Here is a 17,383-nt window from a genome sequence, read left to right as displayed (position 1 = left end):
GAGTTTGCCATCATTGAAAATATAGAAAAACCCAAATATTGAGTTCGTCATAGAATCGGTAATTTAATTTTTACATTATATAATAAAATACTTGAATGTATTGATACAATTATGAACATTATGTTACAAACACAATCTAAGGTTACAAATAAAAAACACTTGGCGCTGCCAAGTGAACAAATGAAGGTTTTTGCTTAACTGGGCAAACTGTCTGTCTTATTTTGGTCGCGATAAATCGCTAACAAATGATCCCAGTTATTAAAGGTGGGTTCCATAAATATCCATCCGGCTTTCTATTTGTTAATATTCCCATCCAGCTTTTGTTTTGGCTTAGGGATTCCTTTAAGGCATTATATACATATTTAGGAGTTAGACCTGATTTTATAAATTCGGCTTTTTTTCCTATCAATTGGGAGTGATTGTAGCCACATGCCTGTTCGTATTCTCTGTTAAGTTCAAGAATTTGGTGATCTGAATTCGTAGCAATGACCGCATCTCCCAAAATCATATAAGGTTCGTACCAAATTGCTATAAATTCTTAACCCCTGTTTATTAAAATATAGTAATATAGTACAAGAGGATTTATAATTCCAGTTTCTTCTTTTTTAACATTTCATTTTATTCGCGGCGAAGATGCAAATGAACTACTTTCAACTAGTTAATTCGGATGATTTTCAATGTATCTCTACTTTCCTCTAAATTCATTCTGAATTTTTACTTGATTTTTATATTTCAATATTCGCTTCAAGTTTAGAAATATAGTCCATTTGGACTATTTGCAATTAAAGATCTATGAATAAAAATACGAACATGACAGATAGAATAAGGAATTCATGTGCAGAAAAGAGGACAACAACGTATGAAAAAAAAATTGGAATGGCAATTGATCATTGTTACTGTAATCGTATCCATCATTACTTACGGCTGTAGTGAAATTCTGCTTTTATGGCAGAAAAAAACCGGCGATTCCGGCACACATGCATTAGTAATTTCTGCTCTGATTCTTTTGGGAGGGGTTATTTGGCAAGTATTGCTTGCCGGTTTTGGTGCGAAATACATTGTTGGACAAGTAAGAAAACTTCACAACGCCGTGATGGAAATGAAAAATGGAAATTATAACGTTAACATTCCAACACCGAAAATTAAAAATGAACTTTCCGATGTAGCGATAGCATTTTCCGAGCTAGTCCTTGTATTGCGTCAATACCGGGAGGAAATGGATCATTCCATTGCTACCCTGCGTAACTCTGTAGAGAATGTACAAAAACTAGTACAAACAGCCCACGAAGGCTCTTTGACAATTGATTTTGCAATGAAAGAAATTGCAACAGGCTCGATGAATCAGGTGGAAGCTGTGGATTCCCAAATGACAATTGCAAATCAGACTTTAGAAATATCAAATCGAATCGAGTCGGATGTAAAGTCAGGGATACGCGCCATGACTGAACTGCATCGGGCAATCAACGAAGGGAGTACCCGATCAGAACAAATCAGTCACGAAACCATTCGGGCCAATACGGCCTCTGATCAAACAATTGCAATGACTCGAAAATTACAACAGAGGGGTCAGAATATTGTTGAAATTTTACAGACTGTCGAAGAAATTGCGAATCGGACAAACTTGATATCTTTAAATGCTTCAATTGAGGCGGCACGTGCTGGCGAAGTCGGGCGGGGGTTTGCAGTCGTAGCCAATGAAGTTCGGGCATTAGCTGAACAAAGCCAAGAAGCCAATCACGATATTCAAGAAGTGATACAGTCCATGCTAAGTGATATTCACGATGTCGTTCAAGCTGTAGAAAATACCAGTACTTCCTTTGCTAAAGTAGATCAAGCCCGTGATATCATACAACAGTCTTTTGTGACGATCAAAGAAGCAGTTCAGTCCGTCTCAAACGTTGTAAATGAAGTTCAAAATGACGTTGCGCATCAGCGGGAAAGTATGGATCTATTAAACGAGAAAGCAAAGCAAATTCAAGGAAATGTACAACACGTAACTGCAATGACCGAAGAGATTTCTGCAACGACAACAGAGCAGACGAGAGCAATGGATCATATTGATGAAACATTATTAGATTTGACAAATATTGCAGAACGGTTAAAACATTTACAAGCAACTTCTTAATAAAGTAAAACTTGAATCAGTTGGAGTTTTTACTTCATCTGATTCTAAGTTTCGCCAAGTGATCGGATAAAATCCTCTGACTTTGTCAACGATATGTATGGCTTGGATACATGACAATAAAGGAGGAAATTCCATGATCAAACAAAATGTAGGTACTTGGGATGCTTACACTCGGTTAGTGATTGGATTAACGGCACTTGGTTGTGGAATTGGACGTTCCGTTCGTCGGCGGGATTTGACAAGCTATTTCTTGATTGCCGGCGGTGCAATAAAAGTGGCTGAAGGAATTACTCGCGTTTGCCCTTTACTGTATTCAATGGGAATTTCAACAACTGAAAAAGCCGAAATTTCTCCTACAGTCCATTTATCAGATAAACCTGTCGAAACTCAAGAGGCTGTTCATGATTAAAGTCATGTATTCAAGTATATATGATCAAGAGCCACATATTCATGTGGCTCTTGATCATACCGATTATACCCGTACACACTCCGCCGCTTTTTCGTGCTTCGGCTTCGCATTCCTTGTGTCTTACTTAACCACCTTTTGAACACGCACTGATAGTTATGTTTATATTTATGTTTTTTTAAAAATAAAAAAACCATGAGTTTAGACCAGGTATTGCCGCAACGCTCGGAGAGATCCCCTTAGTGCTGCTTCCGTCAGGATCTGACACGGTTCGGAGTTTCCGACGCACGGTACCTGATCTAAACTCATGATTCTTATAAAAATGCAAGATGGCTCGAGGCAGATTCGAACTGCCGACCTACGGGTTATGAATCCGTCGCTCTAACCAACTGAGCTATCGAGCCGTATAACAATGCGAGCTAGTATAATCATTGCACAAGAATTGAAATTCGTCTACTAGTAATATTGTTCAAATCATCAAATTTTATACTGGAGCCAGCGACAGGAATCGAACCCGCGACCTACTGATTACAAGTCAGTTGCTCTACCTGCTGAGCTACGCTGGCAATTGTGGCGGAGCTGACGGGATTCGAACCCGCGGTCTCCTGCGTGACAGGCAGGCATGTTAGGCCTCTACACCACAGCTCCACATATGGTTGCGGGGACAGGACTTGAACCTGCGACCTTCGGGTTATGAGCCCGACGAGCTACCAACTGCTCCACCCCGCGATGTTAATGATGACCCCAAGGGGATTCGGAGCCCTGTTACCACCGTGAAAGGGCGGTTACTTAACCGCTTGACCATGGGGCCAATTATGGACCCCGAGCAGGATTCGAACTTGCAAACCGAAGGTCTTCAGTCGAATATTCTATAGCTCAGCTATCAAGGAATACTAACAGGGATATACGAATTCGTGGTATTAATTGGGAATTTAGTAAATGGTGGAGGTAAGCGGATTCGAACCGCTGACCCCCTGCTTGCAAGGCAGGTGCTCTCCCAACTGAGCTATACCCCCATTTTTATTGTCTGGCAACGTCCTACTCTCCCAAGAACCTGCGTTCCAAGTACCATCGGCGCTAGAGGGCTTAACGGTCGTGTTCGGGATGGGTACGCGTGTATCCCCTCTGCCATCATCACCAGACATATTCATTTTAATAGTGGCGTGCCCTGAGAGATTCGAACTCCCGGCCTTTTGATTCGTAGTCAAACGCTCTATCCAGCTGAGCTAAGGGCACATAACAAATGGCGGAGGGAGAGGGATTCGAACCCCCGTGGGCTTGCACCCTAACGGTTTTCAAGACCGCCCCGTTATGACCGCTTCGGTATCCCTCCGGGTATGGAGCGGAAGACGGGACTCGAACCCGCGGCCCTCGCCTTGGCAAGGCGATGCTCTACCACTGAGCTACTTCCGCACAATATATCAACCTAATAGTGCGTGTTCAAAAAGTGGTTAAGTAAGACACAAGGAGTGCGAAGCCGAAGCACGAAAAGGCGACGGAGTGTACGTGTTTGGTACATGAGTAAGCCTTTTTGGGATTCGACAAAGCAATCCGCCGTGGAGTTTTGACTACTTTTTGAACATCCTCTAATAAAGATGAGCCATGCTGGACTCGAACCAGCGGCACCCTGATTAAAAGTCAGGTGCTCTACCAACTGAGCTAATGGCTCATACTGGTCGGAGCAGCAGGATTTGAACCCGCGACCTCTTGGTCCCAAGCCAAGCGCGCTACCAAACTGCGCCATGCTCCGATTATAATATTCTTTCAAAACCAGATGCGAATGCTATCGTACCCTTTGCGCACGTAAACCTTTTTGTTTAGGTTAAGTCCTCGACCGATTAGTATCTGTCAGCTCAATGTGTCGCCACACGTACACTCCAGACCTATCAACCATGTCTTCTTCATGGGGTCTTACCTAGCTTCCTAGTGGGAAATCTCATCTTGAAGCGGGCTTCGCGCTTAGATGCTTTCAGCGCTTATCCCGTCCCGACTTGGCTACTCAGCGATGCAGTTGGCACCACAACTGAGACACCAGCGGTCGGTCCATCCCGGTCCTCTCGTACTAAGGACAGCACTTCTCAAATTTCCTGCGCCCGCGGCAGATAGGGACCGAACTGTCTCACGACGTTCTGAACCCAGCTCGCGTACCGCTTTAATGGGCGAACAGCCCAACCCTTGGGACCGACTTCAGCCCCAGGATGCGATGAGCCGACATCGAGGTGCCAAACCTCCCCGTCGATGTGGACTCTTGGGGGAGATAAGCCTGTTATCCCCGGGGTAGCTTTTATCCGTTGAGCGACGGCCCTTCCACTCGGCACCGCCGGATCACTAAGCCCGACTTTCGTCCCTGCTCGACTTGTAAGTCTCGCAGTCAAGCTCCCTTTTGCCTTTGCACTCGCCGCGCGATTTCCAACCGCGCTGAGGGAACCCTTGGGCGCCTCCGTTACGCTTTGGGAGGCGACCGCCCCAGTCAAACTGCCCACCTGACACTGTCCTCACACCCGCTTCAGGGCGTCGAGTTAGAAGCCGGATACTTCAAGGGTGGTATCCCAAGATTGACTCCACCAAGGCTGGCGCCCTGGCTTCGCAGTCTCCCACCTATCCTGTACATGAAGTACCCAACTTCCATATCAAGCTACAGTCAAGCTCCACGGGGTCTTTCCGTCTAGCCGCGGGTAACCTGCATCTTCACAGGTACTACAATTTCACCGGGTCTCTCGTTGAGACAGCGCCCAAGTCGTTACGCCATTCGTGCGGGTCAGAACTTACCTGACAAGGAATTTCGCTACCTTAGGACCGTTATAGTTACGGCCGCCGTTTACTGGGGCTTCAATTCAGAGCTTCTCCCGCAAGGGATAACCCCTCCTCTTAACCTTCCAGCACCGGGCAGGCGTCAGCCCCTATACATCGCCTTTCGGCTTAGCAGAGACCTGTGTTTTTGCTAAACAGTCGCTTGGGCCTTTTCACTGCGGCTCTCTCAGGCATTCGTAAAGAACACCCTACCAGAGCGCCCCTTCTCCCGAAGTTACGGGGCCATTTTGCCGAGTTCCTTAACGAGAGTTTTCCCGCGCACCTGAGGATTCTCTCCTCGCCTACCTGTGTCGGTTTGCGGTACGGGCACCGGTCCCCTCGCTAGAAGCTTTTCTTGGCAGTGTGAAATCAGGGACTTCGCTACTACAATTTCGCTCGGCATCACAGCTTGACCGTATGGAAGACGGATTTGCCAATCTCCCAGCCTTGCTGCTTGCACGGCCATCCAACAGGCCGCTCACCCTATCCTCCTGCGTCACTCCCTCACTCAAACGGTGACACGGTGGTACTGGAATTTCCACCAGTTGTCCATCGCCTACGCCTTTCGGCCTCGGCTTAGGTCCCGACTAACCCTGGGAGGACGAGCCTTCCCCAGGAACCCTTAGGCTTTCGGTGGACAGGATTCTCACCTGTCTTTTCGCTACTTATACCGGCATTCTCACTTCTCAGCCATCCACCAGACCTTCCGGTCTGACTTCCACTCGCTGAGAACGCTCCCCTACCACGTGCCGACAGGCACATCCATAGCTTCGGTGTCCGGTTTAGCCCCGTTACATTTTCCGCGCAGCGTCACTCGACCAGTGAGCTATTACGCACTCTTTCAATGGTGGCTGCTTCTAAGCCAACATCCTGGTTGTCTGTGCACCGCCACATCGTTTCCCACTTAACCGGAACTTGGGGACCTTAGCTGATGGTCTGGGCTGTTTCCCTTTTGACCACGGATCTTAGCACTCGTAGTCTGACTGCTGGAGATAAGGAAACGGCATTCGGAGTTTGACTGAGTTCGGTAACCTTGGACAGGCCCCTAGCCCAATCAGTGCTCTACCTCCATCCCTCTCGCTCCAACGCTAGCCCTAAAGCTATTTCGGGGAGAACCAGCTATCTCCGAGTTCGATTGGAATTTCTCCCCTACCCCCAGTTCATCCCCTGACTTTTCAACGTCAGTGGGTTCGGGCCTCCATTGCGTTTTACCGCAACTTCACCCTGACCAGGGGTAGATCACCCGGTTTCGGGTCGATGACCGCAAACTGCCGCCCTTTTCAGACGCGCTTTCGCTACGGCTCCAGCTTCTCGCTTTAACCTCGCTTGCGACCATCACTCGCCGGTTCATTCTACAAAAGGCACGCCGTCAGGCTAACCGGGGTCCCCGAAAAGTAATACTTTTTGGGGTGGTATGGCCCTCCGACTGATTGTAGGCACATGGTTTCAGGTTCTGTTTCACTCCCCTCCCGGGGTGCTTTTCACCTTTCCCTCACGGTACTGGTTCACTATCGGTTGCCAGGGTGTATTTAGCCTTAGGAGGTGGTCCTCCCGGATTCCCACGGGATTTCACGTGTCCCGCGGTACTTGGGGTTCGTCTCGAAGTCCATTTGGTTTCAGATACGGGATTGTCACCCTCTGCGATCGGCCGTTCCAGGCCGTTCTCCTACCCAATGGATTGATAACTTCGTATGAGACGCCCCGCAACCCCGCACATGCAAGCATGTGCGGTTTGGGCTATTCCCCGTTCGCTCGCCGCTACTTAGGGAATCACTGTTGTTTTCTTTTCCTCAGGGTACTTAGATGTTTCAGTTCCCCTGGTGTACCTTTCCGACCCTATGGATTCAGATCGGAATCCTGCGGTATGAACCGCAGGGGGTTGCCCCATTCGGAGATCCCCGGATCAACGCTTGCTTACAGCTCCCCGGGGCGTTTCGGCGTTCGCTCCGTCCTTCATCGGCACCTGGCACCTAGGCATCCACCATGCGCCCTTACTAACTTAACCTAGGCGACTCTACCTATCGGCTTCGAATTGCGTTGTCAGATCTTTCGTTCATCGTTCACATAATTCCATTATGCTCACTTCTTCACGAAATCTCTTCCTAGCACTTCTCGCCGCTAGCGAGTCGCAGCTTGGTGCTGCATAAAACATGCATACCAAAAAATCGTTAAGCGCTCGGGTAAAACATTTGATGAAATTGTGTACTGCTTGCGCAGTTACCACGCATTGTATTCATCCTGTATACGATAGAATTCGCTATCCAGTTTTCAAAGAACATATCAAACGCTTCCTTGCGAAAGCAGGAAATCTAATACGCTGCATCCAGCGATGCAACCATCAGATGTTTCCATTTGAGGGAGGTTCCCTCAAAACTAACCAAGTGCAGGGCAATGTTCGTGTAACACAAACACTCTTTTTCGCATCCCTATAAGGGACTTATATTCCTTAGAAAGGAGGTGATCCAGCCGCACCTTCCGATACGGCTACCTTGTTACGACTTCACCCCAATCATCGACCCCACCTTCGGCGGCTGGCCCCAAATGGTTGCCCCACCGACTTCGGGTGTTGTCAACTCTCGTGGTGTGACGGGCGGTGTGTACAAGGCCCGGGAACGGATTCACCGCGGCATGCTGATCCGCGATTACTAGCAATTCCGGCTTCATGCAGGCGGGTTGCAGCCTGCAATCCGAACTGTGAACGGTTTTCAGGGGTTGGCTCCGCCTTGCGGCTTCGCATCCCGTTGTACCGCCCATTGTAGCACGTGTGTAGCCCAGGTCATAAGGGGCATGATGATTTGACGTCATCCCCGCCTTCCTCCGGCTTGTCGCCGGCAGTCACCTGTGAGTGCCCAACTGAATGCTGGCAACACAGATCAAGGGTTGCGCTCGTTGCGGGACTTAACCCAACATCTCACGACACGAGCTGACGACAACCATGCACCACCTGTCACCGCTGCCCCGAAGGGAAGGTGTATCGCTACACCGGTCAGCGGGATGTCAAGACCTGGTAAGGTTCTTCGCGTTGCTTCGAATTAAACCACATGCTCCACTGCTTGTGCGGGCCCCCGTCAATTCCTTTGAGTTTCAGTCTTGCGACCGTACTCCCCAGGCGGAGTGCTTAATGCGTTAGCTTCGGCACTGGAGGTGGTACCCTCCAACACCTAGCACTCATCGTTTACGGCGTGGACTACCAGGGTATCTAATCCTGTTTGCTCCCCACGCTTTCGCGCCTCAGCGTCAGCAATCGGCCAGTAAGGCGCCTTCGCCACTGGTGTTCCTCCACATCTCTACGCATTTCACCGCTACACGTGGAATTCCCCTTACCTCTCCGACGCTCAAGCACTCCCGTTTCCAAGGCCATCCCAGAGTTGAGCTCTGGACTTTCACCCCAGACGTGAAATGCCGCCTGCGCGCGCTTTACGCCCAGTGATTCCGGACAACGCTTGCCCCCTACGTATTACCGCGGCTGCTGGCACGTAGTTAGCCGGGGCTTCCTCCTCGGATACCGTCAACGCACGGGCATTTCCTCCCGTACGGGTTCGTCTCCGAAGACAGAGTTTTACAACCCGAAGGCCTTCATCACTCACGCGGCGTTGCTCCGTCAGGCTTGCGCCCATTGCGGAAGATTCCCTACTGCTGCCTCCCGTAGGAGTCTGGGCCGTGTCTCAGTCCCAGTGTGGCCGGTCACCCTCTCAGGTCGGCTACGCATCGTCGCCTTGGTGAGCCGTTACCCCACCAACTAGCTAATGCGCCGCGGGCCCATCGAATCGCGGTCCGAACGAACCTTTTCGTCTCCCTTCATGCGAAGGAAGAAACTATCCGGTATTAGCACCCGTTTCCGGGTGTTATCCCAAACGATTCGGCAGGTTGCCCACGTGTTACTCACCCGTCCGCCGCTAACGATGCAAAGCAAGCTTTGCATCGTCCGCGCGACTTGCATGTATTAGGCACGCCGCCAGCGTTCGTCCTGAGCCAGGATCAAACTCTCAAATGAACACTTAGTGCTTCAGCACTTCGTGTGAATTTACTCCGCAACCGAAGGTCGTTGAAGTTTCCACAAAAGATCGCTTAGCAACCGAAGCATTTGACCCTGTCAGAATCAATACTGACTAATGACAGGAGTTACATAATAACTCCCTGCACTTGTTTAGTTTTCAAGGAACTTCATCAAATTTACCGTCAACAATTAAATAATTTATCATCTTTCTTATAAAATGTCAAACAGTAATTTGCAGGAAATTTCATTCTGCATTATACTTTCTATTTTAAAACACGTATTCATTTAAAGCACGTATTCAAATGACAAAATGAATTTCCAAAACATTACCACATATCCAAACTGTCACTGAGAAGTGACGATGAGTATCATACCACGATTCAAATACAAAAAACAATAATAATTTTTACCTAGGATTGAAACTTCATCCACCATTGATATACAAACTCCGCAATGGATGATGCATCACTCCAATCAAATACCGGACCATTCCAGTGATCCGTTGCAGATGTCAGGAAAGATGGATTCGTACATACCGCTTGAATATGTTCAAGTTTGTGAATAAGCTCAAAATGTTGTTCGTCTTTAATTAATAAAATCTTCGGTATCGATTCTCTCTTGAATCCTTCCATTATTATCAAATCTACATCCCTAAAACGCTGCAGCAATTCTGAAACCGGGGCAGGCGAATCGACCTTCTCAATCATCGCAACTTGTCGTGCGGATTGAATCATGACACTTTTCGCACCAGCTTCTCGAAAGTCGTATGTATCCGTCCCCACATGATCCATTTCAAACTCATGTCCATCATGCTTTAAGGCCCCGATTCGCAATCCTTTTGAGCCCAACACTTCTATTACTTTGCAAATCAAAGTTGTTTTTCCTGTTTTTTTGTATCCAACAAACGCTATACTAGGTATCATCGGCATCCTCGCTAATAAAAAATCGCTTAAAAACCTCCAAAAGACCAAAACGCAATCATATTTTCCAAAACATCAAACAATCCTTGCAAATGCCACACAAAGACTACACCGGTTTCCCTATCAATCCGTATTGATAAATCGATACAAGCTCCCCGTGCTTCGGTATGTGATCGGAATCGATCCGCACCAGGCAGTTCGTTCCCAAAAAACTGGACATAATCGCAGAGGATTGGGCTCTTTGAATATCGACAAACAATTGCCCTTCATCCAAAAACACATTCCCGCGTAAAAACCGAGTATGCTTTACCGGCTTTTGCCCAACATCCCCGATTAACCGGGCAGTCAGTGCCGGTAAAGTGACTTGATCTCCCTTTCTTCCGTTCATAGCCCGAATGGCCGGAACAAGAAACAACAGCGCATTTATAAAGCATGCTGCCGGATTTCCCGACAAGCCAAAAACCAATCGTTTGCCAAATACACCAAACATGGCAGGCTGACCAGGCCGAATCATGACCTTCCAAAATTTTATATCCACACCGGTTTCCCGGCAAATGTGCGGAATATAATCTTTATCGCCTACAGAGACACCGCCCGTAAACACCACAATATCCTCTCTCTCCAGCATGGATCGCAGGCGCTCTTGCAACGCTTCCGGATCATCGGATACGTAGGGGTAGATGCGGGGAATTCCGCCATGTTGCTGAATTAACTGAGAGACTAATATGCTATTGCTGTTGCGAAGTTTTCCATCCGATACTTCTTCTGCTGTTGACCGGTAATCGACAAGTTCACTTCCTGTCGATACAATTCCCACTCTCGGCTTTTTAAAAACCGGCACATCCGCAATTCCAAATGTCGCTAATATACTAGCTTCCGAAGGCCCGATTTGGCTGCCTTCGGAAAGCAGCAACTGCCCTTTTTGTATATCTTCACCGCAGAATGAAATCGACTCTCCGGCTCGAACTGGCGTTAATATCGCCACTTCCCGGATATTCTGTTTGAATCCGTCTCTGGTTTGTTCAAATCTGCAGACAGCATCCGCTCCAGCAGGAATAGGCGCACCTGTCATAATGCGAATCGCTTCACCCGGTTGCAACCTACAGGAACTCACTTCACCCGCCATCACTTCATCAATGACTTTCAATGTGACAGGGGACGAAAACGAAGCATCCTGTACATCTTCCGAACGAATCGCAAAACCATCCATCATACTTTTGGAGAAATGCGGCACATCTGTGGAAGCATATAAGTCTTCAGCAAGTATGTGCCCTTCTGTTTCCGGCAAATTCAACAAATGCGCCCCCGCAGAACAGACATGTTGTAAAATCATTTGTACTGCTTCATCAATAAATATCGGTCGTTGGTTCAAAGTGGACACCTTTCTATTCAAAATCTAACAGCCCTTTTTTCATCGCGTATCTTACCAATTCCGGGCGAGTTCTAAGATGTAATTTTTCCATGATTTTCGTCTTGTGTGTCTCTACCGTTTTTACCGAAACCACCAGTTTTTCTGCAATTTCCTTATTTGAATATCCTTTTGCAATCAATGCTAAAATCTCTTGCTCACGTTCCGTTAAAATATGCAGGCCATCGGCATCTTCAGCAGAACGGGAACGATTAAAAAATTCCTGAATCAAAAGTTTTGTCGCGGATGGATACAGATATGCCGCTCCTTGATGGACCGTATGAATGGCCGAAATCAAATCCATATCCGGTGCGCTTTTCAAGATATATCCAGATGCACCTGCATGCAAAACCCGGAATAAATATTCCTCGTCGTCATGCATCGTTAGGATCAACACGTGGATCTCCGGCGCCATTTCTTTTAAACGCGTCGTCGCTGTCAACCCATTCTCGCCAGGCGGCATGCTTAAATCCATTAAAACAATATCCGGTTTCCATTCCAGCGCCTTCTGAATCGCTTCATTCCCATCTGCAGCAGTCGCTACAACTTCCATATCCGCTTGCGCATTGATCAGCATGGTTAACCCGGATCTGACAATCGCATGATCATCCGCGATCAATATGCGAATTTTCATAGATCGGTTCCCCCCTTTCGCTTAACGGCACAGACACGGAAATACAAGTACCTTCTCCGATGGAAGATTGTATGTCCAACTGCCCGCCTAACAAATGCGCACGTTCACTCATTCCATACAATCCGAGACCCGTTCCTTGGATTTCAATTTGGTTTACATCAAATCCTTGGCCCTTGTCCGCAATCTGCAACTCTAACAAATGCCCTTCATCCCTCAGTCGAATGTGAATTTTATCCGTATCTGCGTATTTTACAGCGTTCGTCATCGCTTCCTGGCAAATGCGGTAAAGGGCAGTCTCCACTGAAGATGCATAGCGCCGCATGGGTCCGCTGACTTCCAACTCCGTTTCAATCCCAAACGTTTGTTCAAAGCGTTTGCTATACGAACGTATGGCAGGTATAAGACCGAGATCATCCAAAGCGGATGGACGAAGTTCGACGGCCAGGCTTTTGACTTCTTCCAACGCACGGATGGTCATCTGATGAACATCTTCCAGATAATTTTTTACATCCTCATTGACCACCTGATTTTGCAGCAATTGCAATCCAATAACGATGCTATAAAGGGCCTGCCCTACGCCATCATGCAAATCCCGGGAAACCCGTTTGCGCTCTTCTTCCTGTGCTTGTATCACATGATTCGTAGTAATCCGCTGAAACCGTTCGCGCTCTACGCGTTTTTGCTCAGACATATCACGCAGAATTACAACCAACGCTCCCATGGCATGGTCCGGCATCCGGGTCGAACTGGCCGTAACGGGGATTTCTTGCCCGCGTCTCGTCCGCAGGCGCATTTCAAAGGAAGAAACTTTTAATTTTTTGGCAAAACAGTCAACGCAGGACTTCTCCTCGTAGCAAGTAGCCATACCCAAACACACATCACAAAGTTGAAGACGGCCAACCATCTCATCGCTGGAATATCCGGTCATTTTCTCAGCGGCACGATTCGCGCCCACGATGATACCTTCTCGATCAACCACTAACATCCCATCGGAAATATTTTGAAAAATTGTATCCAAGAAAGAATCTCCCGGTTTGCTCTCATCTAATTTTCCTAATAATACCATATACATTCCCCTCAATACCCGCCTATTCATTATTATACCTTTCTGATGCTATCGAATAAATGGATGGATATTGCAAAATTATTTTGCACGAAATATATTTGCTGTATAGTAGAGTCGTGTGGCTGTTTTTATAGCGTTTTTAAAAAATGAAATATTTATGATTTTTAAAAACGAAAAAAAGTTAACTGGGGAAATTTGTTATGAATCCATTACAGAATCGTTTTCATTCTTTTTCTTTTTATGAAGAAATATTAGATCGGATACATGAAGGGATTCATGTCATCAACGAAAATGGCAGAACTGTTGTTTACAATCGGAAAATGACAGAACTTGAGTCGATGAGCAAACAGGACGTATTGGGGAAACCGTTGCTCGAAATCTTCCAATTTCCGAACGGCCAGGAAAGCACCCTTCTTCTTGCATTACGGACTGGCCAGGAATATCGCAATATCAGACAAACGTATTATAATGACAAAGGTAAAAAAATCACGACGATCAACCATACATTCCCCATTTATGAGCAGGGAAAAATCGTAGGCGCAGTGGAAATCGCAAATGATGTGACAAAAATAGAACGATTCATTCGCGGTACAATATTAGAACAGGAAAAAAATCCGACTCGCTTTACATTTCAAGACATCATCGGCAAAAGTGATGCAATCCGGGAAATCATTGAAAATGCGAAACGTGCGGCCAGAACGACTTCATCCGTATTGGTTGTCGGCGAGACAGGAACCGGAAAAGAATTGTTCGTGCAAAGCATTCATCATGCAAGCGCGTCAACAGCAGCACCGTTTATTTCGCAAAACTGCGCTGCATTGCCGGACAGCCTAATCGAAGGATTGCTGTTCGGAACCGTCCGCGGTGCTTTTACAGGAGCTGTTGAGCGACCGGGATTGTTTGAACAGGCAGAAGGCGGTACATTGTTTCTGGATGAAATCAATTCCCTTAGTTTGCATTTACAGGCAAAATTGTTGCGCGCCATTCAGGAGCGGATGATTCGACGCATCGGCGACACGAAAGATCGTCCAATCCACGTACGAATCATAGCCGCAATCAACGAAGATCCGGTTGAAGCAATTTCCAATAACCATTTACGTAAAGATTTATTTTACCGTTTGGGTGTTGTGACATTATTCATACCGCCATTACGACAGCGAAAAGAAGATATACCGGAACTGGTTCAATATTTTATTGCGAAATATAATGATTTATTTCAAATGAACGTGAAACAGATCAATCAGAATGTATTGAAATTCCTTATGGAATATGATTGGCCGGGAAATGTACGTGAATTGCAACATATGGTCGAAGGCGCCATGAATCTGATGCTGGACGATGAAGGCGAAATTCAGCTTTCACACCTGCCAATCCGCCATTCACAACGAATATCAATAAAGAACAGCAACCAATTGGAGCAACAGATATTCCCGGAAAATTCTTTACCCGAAAACTCTTTGGCAGAATTGCAACAAGTGCAACCAATCGATCATGAGAATCTTACACTACAGGCACAAATGAAGAGGTTCGAGACATCCTATATTCAACACGTTCTCGAAACCTGTCATTACAATATCTCAAAGGCAGCAAAAGAATTGGGAATCAGTCGGCAAAGTCTGCAATATCGAATCCGCAAGCTAAAATTGCAGAACCCGAACAATCCTGCAAACAGTGGCGAACATTAAGTTTTCAGGTTAAACGGTCTGCCCCGTTTGCTGATAGGCAGGCGGTAAATACACGCAATACGGTTCACTTTCCAAATAATCCCCAGTCAAAGCATAGGCACGCGCACGCGACCCACCGCAAACAAAACGGAAATTGCAAACGCCGCATTTGCCTTTAAAACCATTCGGATCTCGCAATGATTGAAAAACCGGTGAATTCCGGTAAATATCTGCGAGTGACTGTTTTCTTACATTCCCGGCGGTCACTGGCAAAAATCCGCTTGGCTGCACATCTCCCAGATGTGATACAAACACAAAACCATTTCCATCGTTTACTCCATACATGGAGCGTCCGATTCCATCTTCTTGACCCGGATCATTGCGCTGAACGCCTTTCAAATCCATCCGGGATACATTTCGTCCATCCTCTTTGCCATGCTGAATGGCCACTCTGCGATAGTGCTGTGCCGCTGTTGTTTTAATGTCAAAAGGTGCTGTTTTTGATAATTCATACAGCCATTGAAACACTTGCTCATGCTCCTCCGGAGAGATCATGTCATTCATTTTGCCCCTGCCGGTAGGAACCAGAAAAAACACACTCCAGAGAACCGCCTGCAATTGCTTCATCAGATCGGCCAAATTGTCCAAATCATGAAGATTATATCGGCTTACGGTTGTATTGATCTGGATCGGCAATTGCAATTCATGCAAATATTCGATTGCCTGTATGGTTCTTTGGAAAGAGCCGGCAACGCCGCGAAACGCATCGTGTATTTCCGGTGAAGAGCCGTCAATGGAAAACGCCCAACGCGACAAACCCGCCGCTTTTGCCTTCTCCATCGCTTCTTTTGTCACATGCGGCGTAGCGCTTGGCGTCATGGATATTTTCAGGCCGATGCTCACTCCATAGGAAATCAGATCAAAAAGGTCTGGCCGCATTAACGGATCACCACCGGTAAAGACGACAACCGGAGCCGGATTGCCGAATTCCCTGATTTGATCCAGCAGACGATACCCTTCTTCCGTCGTCAATTGGCGGGGGTCCGCTTTCGGTTGCGCCTCTGCCCGACAATGAAGACATGCCAATTCACATGCTCTCGTGACCTCCCATATGACGATAAAAGGTGATTTGTCGAACATTCCCATTTTCTATCCCGCCTTGTTGTTTTAATAGTGGTCCCAATTGTTCTGCAACATTTGTGACAAGCTCAACATCCTGCTCTGCAAATATGCGTTCCTGTCTGCTGCCAATCAGCAAGATTCCAAATACTCGATCTTCAATCGTAATCGGCACGCCGACTACCGACTTTAAATTTTCAGCCAAAAGAATCGGATATTCCCGCGGATCGTCCCCGCTTTTGGGAGAAAAGGAGTGGATGACCATCGGTCGTCCGGACTTTGCAACTTTTCCGGCAATCCCTTTGCCCGGTCGCAACAGGATTCGTTTATAACGGTCGTTGCGGTTACCGGAAACATAAACCCAACGGATGGTCTGATCTTTTTGATTCGAACAAGCAATTGCCGCAAAATCTGTTGCAGTCAAACGGCGCAGTTCAAATAAACACCCTTCAATTTCTTCTTGAAGACTCCACATGGTTCATGCCCCCAGTACCACACTGCCTAACATATTTTCTTTAAACGGAATCATTTGAAACGGAACCAATCAGAATTCAGATTCGAGAGTTATGAACAGCATTCCTTCTGCGATATACGATGAAACTGCGACGAAAATATGACACCGGCACACTCCATACATGTACAAGGCGAGTAAACGGCCAAATACCAAAAAGAGCAAAGGAGAAAATCACATGCAATTGATAAAATAGCGGCACATGAATCATATAAGCTGCATCCGGCGTAAATGTCAGCAGTCCGCGAAACCATGGAGCGATCGTTTCTCGATAGTCAAAACCGCCGACGAACAGATTAAAACCGATCGTATTGTACAGCCCCATGCCCATAATGATACATAATAATACGACGACAACCACGTCGCCGGTACTGCTTGTCGCCCGCACCCGCGCATTCGAGGTACGGCGGATGAACAACAGCAAGATTCCGGCAAACGCGACAATCCCGACAAGACCTCCGCCATAAATGGCGCCTTGGTGATACGCTGCTTCCGATATTCCCATATTTGTCAATAGCGACTTTGGAACAAGCAATCCCACGACATGGCCGAAAAACACCGCCAAAATGCCAAAATGGAACATGAGGCTGCCGATCCGCAATTGTTTTTTCTCCAGAAATTCGCTGGATTTTGCCGTCCATGACAATTGATCCGTATTATATCGGTAAATATGTCCGACGATAAAAATGGTGGTCATGACATAGGGGTAAACCACCCAAAGAAATTGCTGCCAAATATTCATA

At 46.9% G+C, this 17,383-nt stretch carries 11 protein-coding genes, 11 tRNA genes, 3 rRNA genes and 1 other RNA gene; 3 read left to right on the top strand and 23 right to left on the bottom strand.

Annotated features, from left to right (window positions below):
* Positions 1 to 238 precede the first annotated feature (238 nt).
* Positions 239 to 508, bottom strand: coding sequence for a PAS domain-containing protein (locus tag LSG31_RS23300; protein WP_430734252.1), 270 nt, complete (start codon positions 506 to 508; stop codon positions 239 to 241).
* Between the two features lie 351 nt (positions 509 to 859).
* Between LSG31_RS23300 and LSG31_RS07650 the strand changes: the two genes are divergently transcribed.
* On the top strand, positions 860 to 2,125 hold the full coding sequence (locus LSG31_RS07650; RefSeq protein WP_347438761.1) for a methyl-accepting chemotaxis protein: 1,266 nt from the start codon (positions 860 to 862) through the stop codon (positions 2,123 to 2,125).
* Positions 2,126 to 2,258: 133 nt separating this feature from the next.
* Positions 2,259 to 2,534, top strand: a complete 276-nt coding sequence (locus LSG31_RS07645) for a YgaP family membrane protein (protein WP_347438760.1) — start codon at positions 2,259 to 2,261, stop codon at positions 2,532 to 2,534.
* Positions 2,535 to 2,732: 198 nt separating this feature from the next.
* On the opposite strand, the gene ffs is transcribed toward LSG31_RS07645, so the two are convergent.
* The 19 genes from ffs to LSG31_RS07550 form a co-directional block, all read right to left on the bottom strand.
* An RNA gene (gene ffs / locus LSG31_RS07640) (signal recognition particle sRNA small type) lies at positions 2,733 to 2,831 on the bottom strand.
* A gap of 30 nt (positions 2,832 to 2,861) precedes the next feature.
* A tRNA-Met gene (locus tag LSG31_RS07635) sits at positions 2,862 to 2,935 on the bottom strand.
* Between the two features lie 86 nt (positions 2,936 to 3,021).
* Positions 3,022 to 3,097, bottom strand: a tRNA-Thr gene (locus LSG31_RS07630).
* Positions 3,098 to 3,102: 5 nt separating this feature from the next.
* Positions 3,103 to 3,179 (bottom strand) — tRNA-Asp (locus LSG31_RS07625).
* A 5-nt stretch (positions 3,180 to 3,184) separates the two neighbouring features.
* Positions 3,185 to 3,260, bottom strand: a tRNA-Met gene (locus LSG31_RS07620).
* A 10-nt stretch (positions 3,261 to 3,270) separates the two neighbouring features.
* A tRNA-Glu gene (locus LSG31_RS07615) sits at positions 3,271 to 3,342 on the bottom strand.
* Positions 3,343 to 3,471: 129 nt separating this feature from the next.
* A tRNA-Ala gene (locus LSG31_RS07610) sits at positions 3,472 to 3,547 on the bottom strand.
* Between the two features lie 9 nt (positions 3,548 to 3,556).
* Positions 3,557 to 3,673 (bottom strand): 5S ribosomal RNA (gene rrf, locus LSG31_RS07605).
* Between the two features lie 17 nt (positions 3,674 to 3,690).
* Positions 3,691 to 3,767: transfer RNA gene (locus LSG31_RS07600), tRNA-Arg, on the bottom strand.
* Between the two features lie 8 nt (positions 3,768 to 3,775).
* A tRNA-Ser gene (locus LSG31_RS07595) sits at positions 3,776 to 3,864 on the bottom strand.
* Between the two features lie 5 nt (positions 3,865 to 3,869).
* Positions 3,870 to 3,944, bottom strand: a tRNA-Gly gene (locus LSG31_RS07590).
* Between the two features lie 183 nt (positions 3,945 to 4,127).
* Positions 4,128 to 4,200 (bottom strand) — tRNA-Lys (locus LSG31_RS07585).
* A gap of 4 nt (positions 4,201 to 4,204) precedes the next feature.
* Positions 4,205 to 4,281 (bottom strand) — tRNA-Pro (locus tag LSG31_RS07580).
* Between the two features lie 68 nt (positions 4,282 to 4,349).
* Positions 4,350 to 7,326: ribosomal RNA gene (locus tag LSG31_RS07575) — 23S ribosomal RNA — on the bottom strand.
* Between the two features lie 445 nt (positions 7,327 to 7,771).
* Positions 7,772 to 9,315, bottom strand: a 16S ribosomal RNA gene (locus LSG31_RS07570).
* Together the 16S, 23S and 5S rRNA genes with 11 tRNA genes alongside form the textbook arrangement of a ribosomal RNA operon.
* Before the next feature lie 413 nt (positions 9,316 to 9,728).
* Positions 9,729 to 10,241, bottom strand: a complete 513-nt coding sequence (gene mobB, locus LSG31_RS07565; protein WP_347438759.1) for a molybdopterin-guanine dinucleotide biosynthesis protein B — start codon at positions 10,239 to 10,241, stop codon at positions 9,729 to 9,731.
* A gap of 103 nt (positions 10,242 to 10,344) precedes the next feature.
* Positions 10,345 to 11,610 carry a molybdopterin molybdotransferase MoeA gene (locus LSG31_RS07560; RefSeq protein ID WP_347438758.1) on the bottom strand — a complete coding sequence of 422 codons (1,266 nt, stop codon included), beginning with the start codon at positions 11,608 to 11,610 and terminating at the stop codon, positions 10,345 to 10,347.
* Between the two features lie 13 nt (positions 11,611 to 11,623).
* A complete protein-coding gene (locus LSG31_RS07555) occupies positions 11,624 to 12,280 on the bottom strand; it encodes a response regulator (protein WP_347438757.1) in 657 nt (218 codons plus the stop codon).
* A complete protein-coding gene (locus LSG31_RS07550; RefSeq protein WP_347438756.1) occupies positions 12,252 to 13,298 on the bottom strand; it encodes a PAS domain-containing sensor histidine kinase in 1,047 nt (348 codons plus the stop codon). Before LSG31_RS07550 ends, LSG31_RS07555 begins: the two co-directional genes overlap by 29 nt.
* Before the next feature lie 248 nt (positions 13,299 to 13,546).
* Between LSG31_RS07550 and LSG31_RS07545 the strand changes: the two genes are divergently transcribed.
* Complete coding sequence (locus LSG31_RS07545) at positions 13,547 to 15,031, top strand: sigma-54 interaction domain-containing protein (RefSeq protein WP_347438755.1); 1,485 nt, start codon at positions 13,547 to 13,549, stop codon at positions 15,029 to 15,031.
* Between the two features lie 9 nt (positions 15,032 to 15,040).
* Here LSG31_RS07545 and LSG31_RS07540 read toward each other — a convergent pair whose 3' ends face one another.
* The 3 genes from LSG31_RS07540 to narI all read right to left on the bottom strand — a co-directional run bounded on the left by LSG31_RS07540 (position 15,041) and on the right by narI (position 17,382).
* On the bottom strand, positions 15,041 to 16,156 hold the full coding sequence (locus LSG31_RS07540) for a TIGR04053 family radical SAM/SPASM domain-containing protein (protein WP_347438754.1): 1,116 nt from the start codon (positions 16,154 to 16,156) through the stop codon (positions 15,041 to 15,043).
* Positions 16,098 to 16,604 carry a GAF domain-containing protein gene (locus LSG31_RS07535; RefSeq protein ID WP_347438753.1) on the bottom strand — a complete coding sequence of 169 codons (507 nt, stop codon included), beginning with the start codon at positions 16,602 to 16,604 and terminating at the stop codon, positions 16,098 to 16,100. Before LSG31_RS07535 ends, LSG31_RS07540 begins: the two co-directional genes overlap by 59 nt.
* A 76-nt stretch (positions 16,605 to 16,680) precedes the next feature.
* A complete protein-coding gene (narI, locus tag LSG31_RS07530; RefSeq protein WP_430734251.1) occupies positions 16,681 to 17,382 on the bottom strand; it encodes a respiratory nitrate reductase subunit gamma in 702 nt (233 codons plus the stop codon).
* Position 17,383: the final 1 nt, after the last annotated feature.

Source organism: Fodinisporobacter ferrooxydans (assembly GCF_022818495.1).
In the GTDB taxonomy this organism is placed as follows: domain Bacteria; phylum Bacillota; class Bacilli; order Tumebacillales; family MYW30-H2; genus Fodinisporobacter; species Fodinisporobacter ferrooxydans.
The sequence above is the reverse complement of the archived record's forward strand: the minus strand, read 5'-3'. Positions and strand labels throughout refer to the sequence as shown.

Coding starts and splice junctions, on each gene's coding strand:
- LSG31_RS07555 (WP_347438757.1), bottom strand. CDS start 12,280: ATGAAAATTCGCATATTGATCGCGGATGATCATGCGATTGTCAGATCC.
- LSG31_RS07540 (WP_347438754.1), bottom strand. CDS start 16,156: ATGGGAATGTTCGACAAATCACCTTTTATCGTCATATGGGAGGTCACG.
- LSG31_RS07650 (WP_347438761.1), top strand. CDS start 860: ATGAAAAAAAAATTGGAATGGCAATTGATCATTGTTACTGTAATCGTA.
- mobB (WP_347438759.1), bottom strand. CDS start 10,241: ATGATACCTAGTATAGCGTTTGTTGGATACAAAAAAACAGGAAAAACA.
- LSG31_RS23300 (WP_430734252.1), bottom strand. CDS start 508: ATGATTTTGGGAGATGCGGTCATTGCTACGAATTCAGATCACCAAATT.
- LSG31_RS07545 (WP_347438755.1), top strand. CDS start 13,547: ATGAATCCATTACAGAATCGTTTTCATTCTTTTTCTTTTTATGAAGAA.
- LSG31_RS07645 (WP_347438760.1), top strand. CDS start 2,259: ATGATCAAACAAAATGTAGGTACTTGGGATGCTTACACTCGGTTAGTG.
- narI (WP_430734251.1), bottom strand. CDS start 17,382: ATGAATATTTGGCAGCAATTTCTTTGGGTGGTTTACCCCTATGTCATG.
- LSG31_RS07535 (WP_347438753.1), bottom strand. CDS start 16,604: ATGTGGAGTCTTCAAGAAGAAATTGAAGGGTGTTTATTTGAACTGCGC.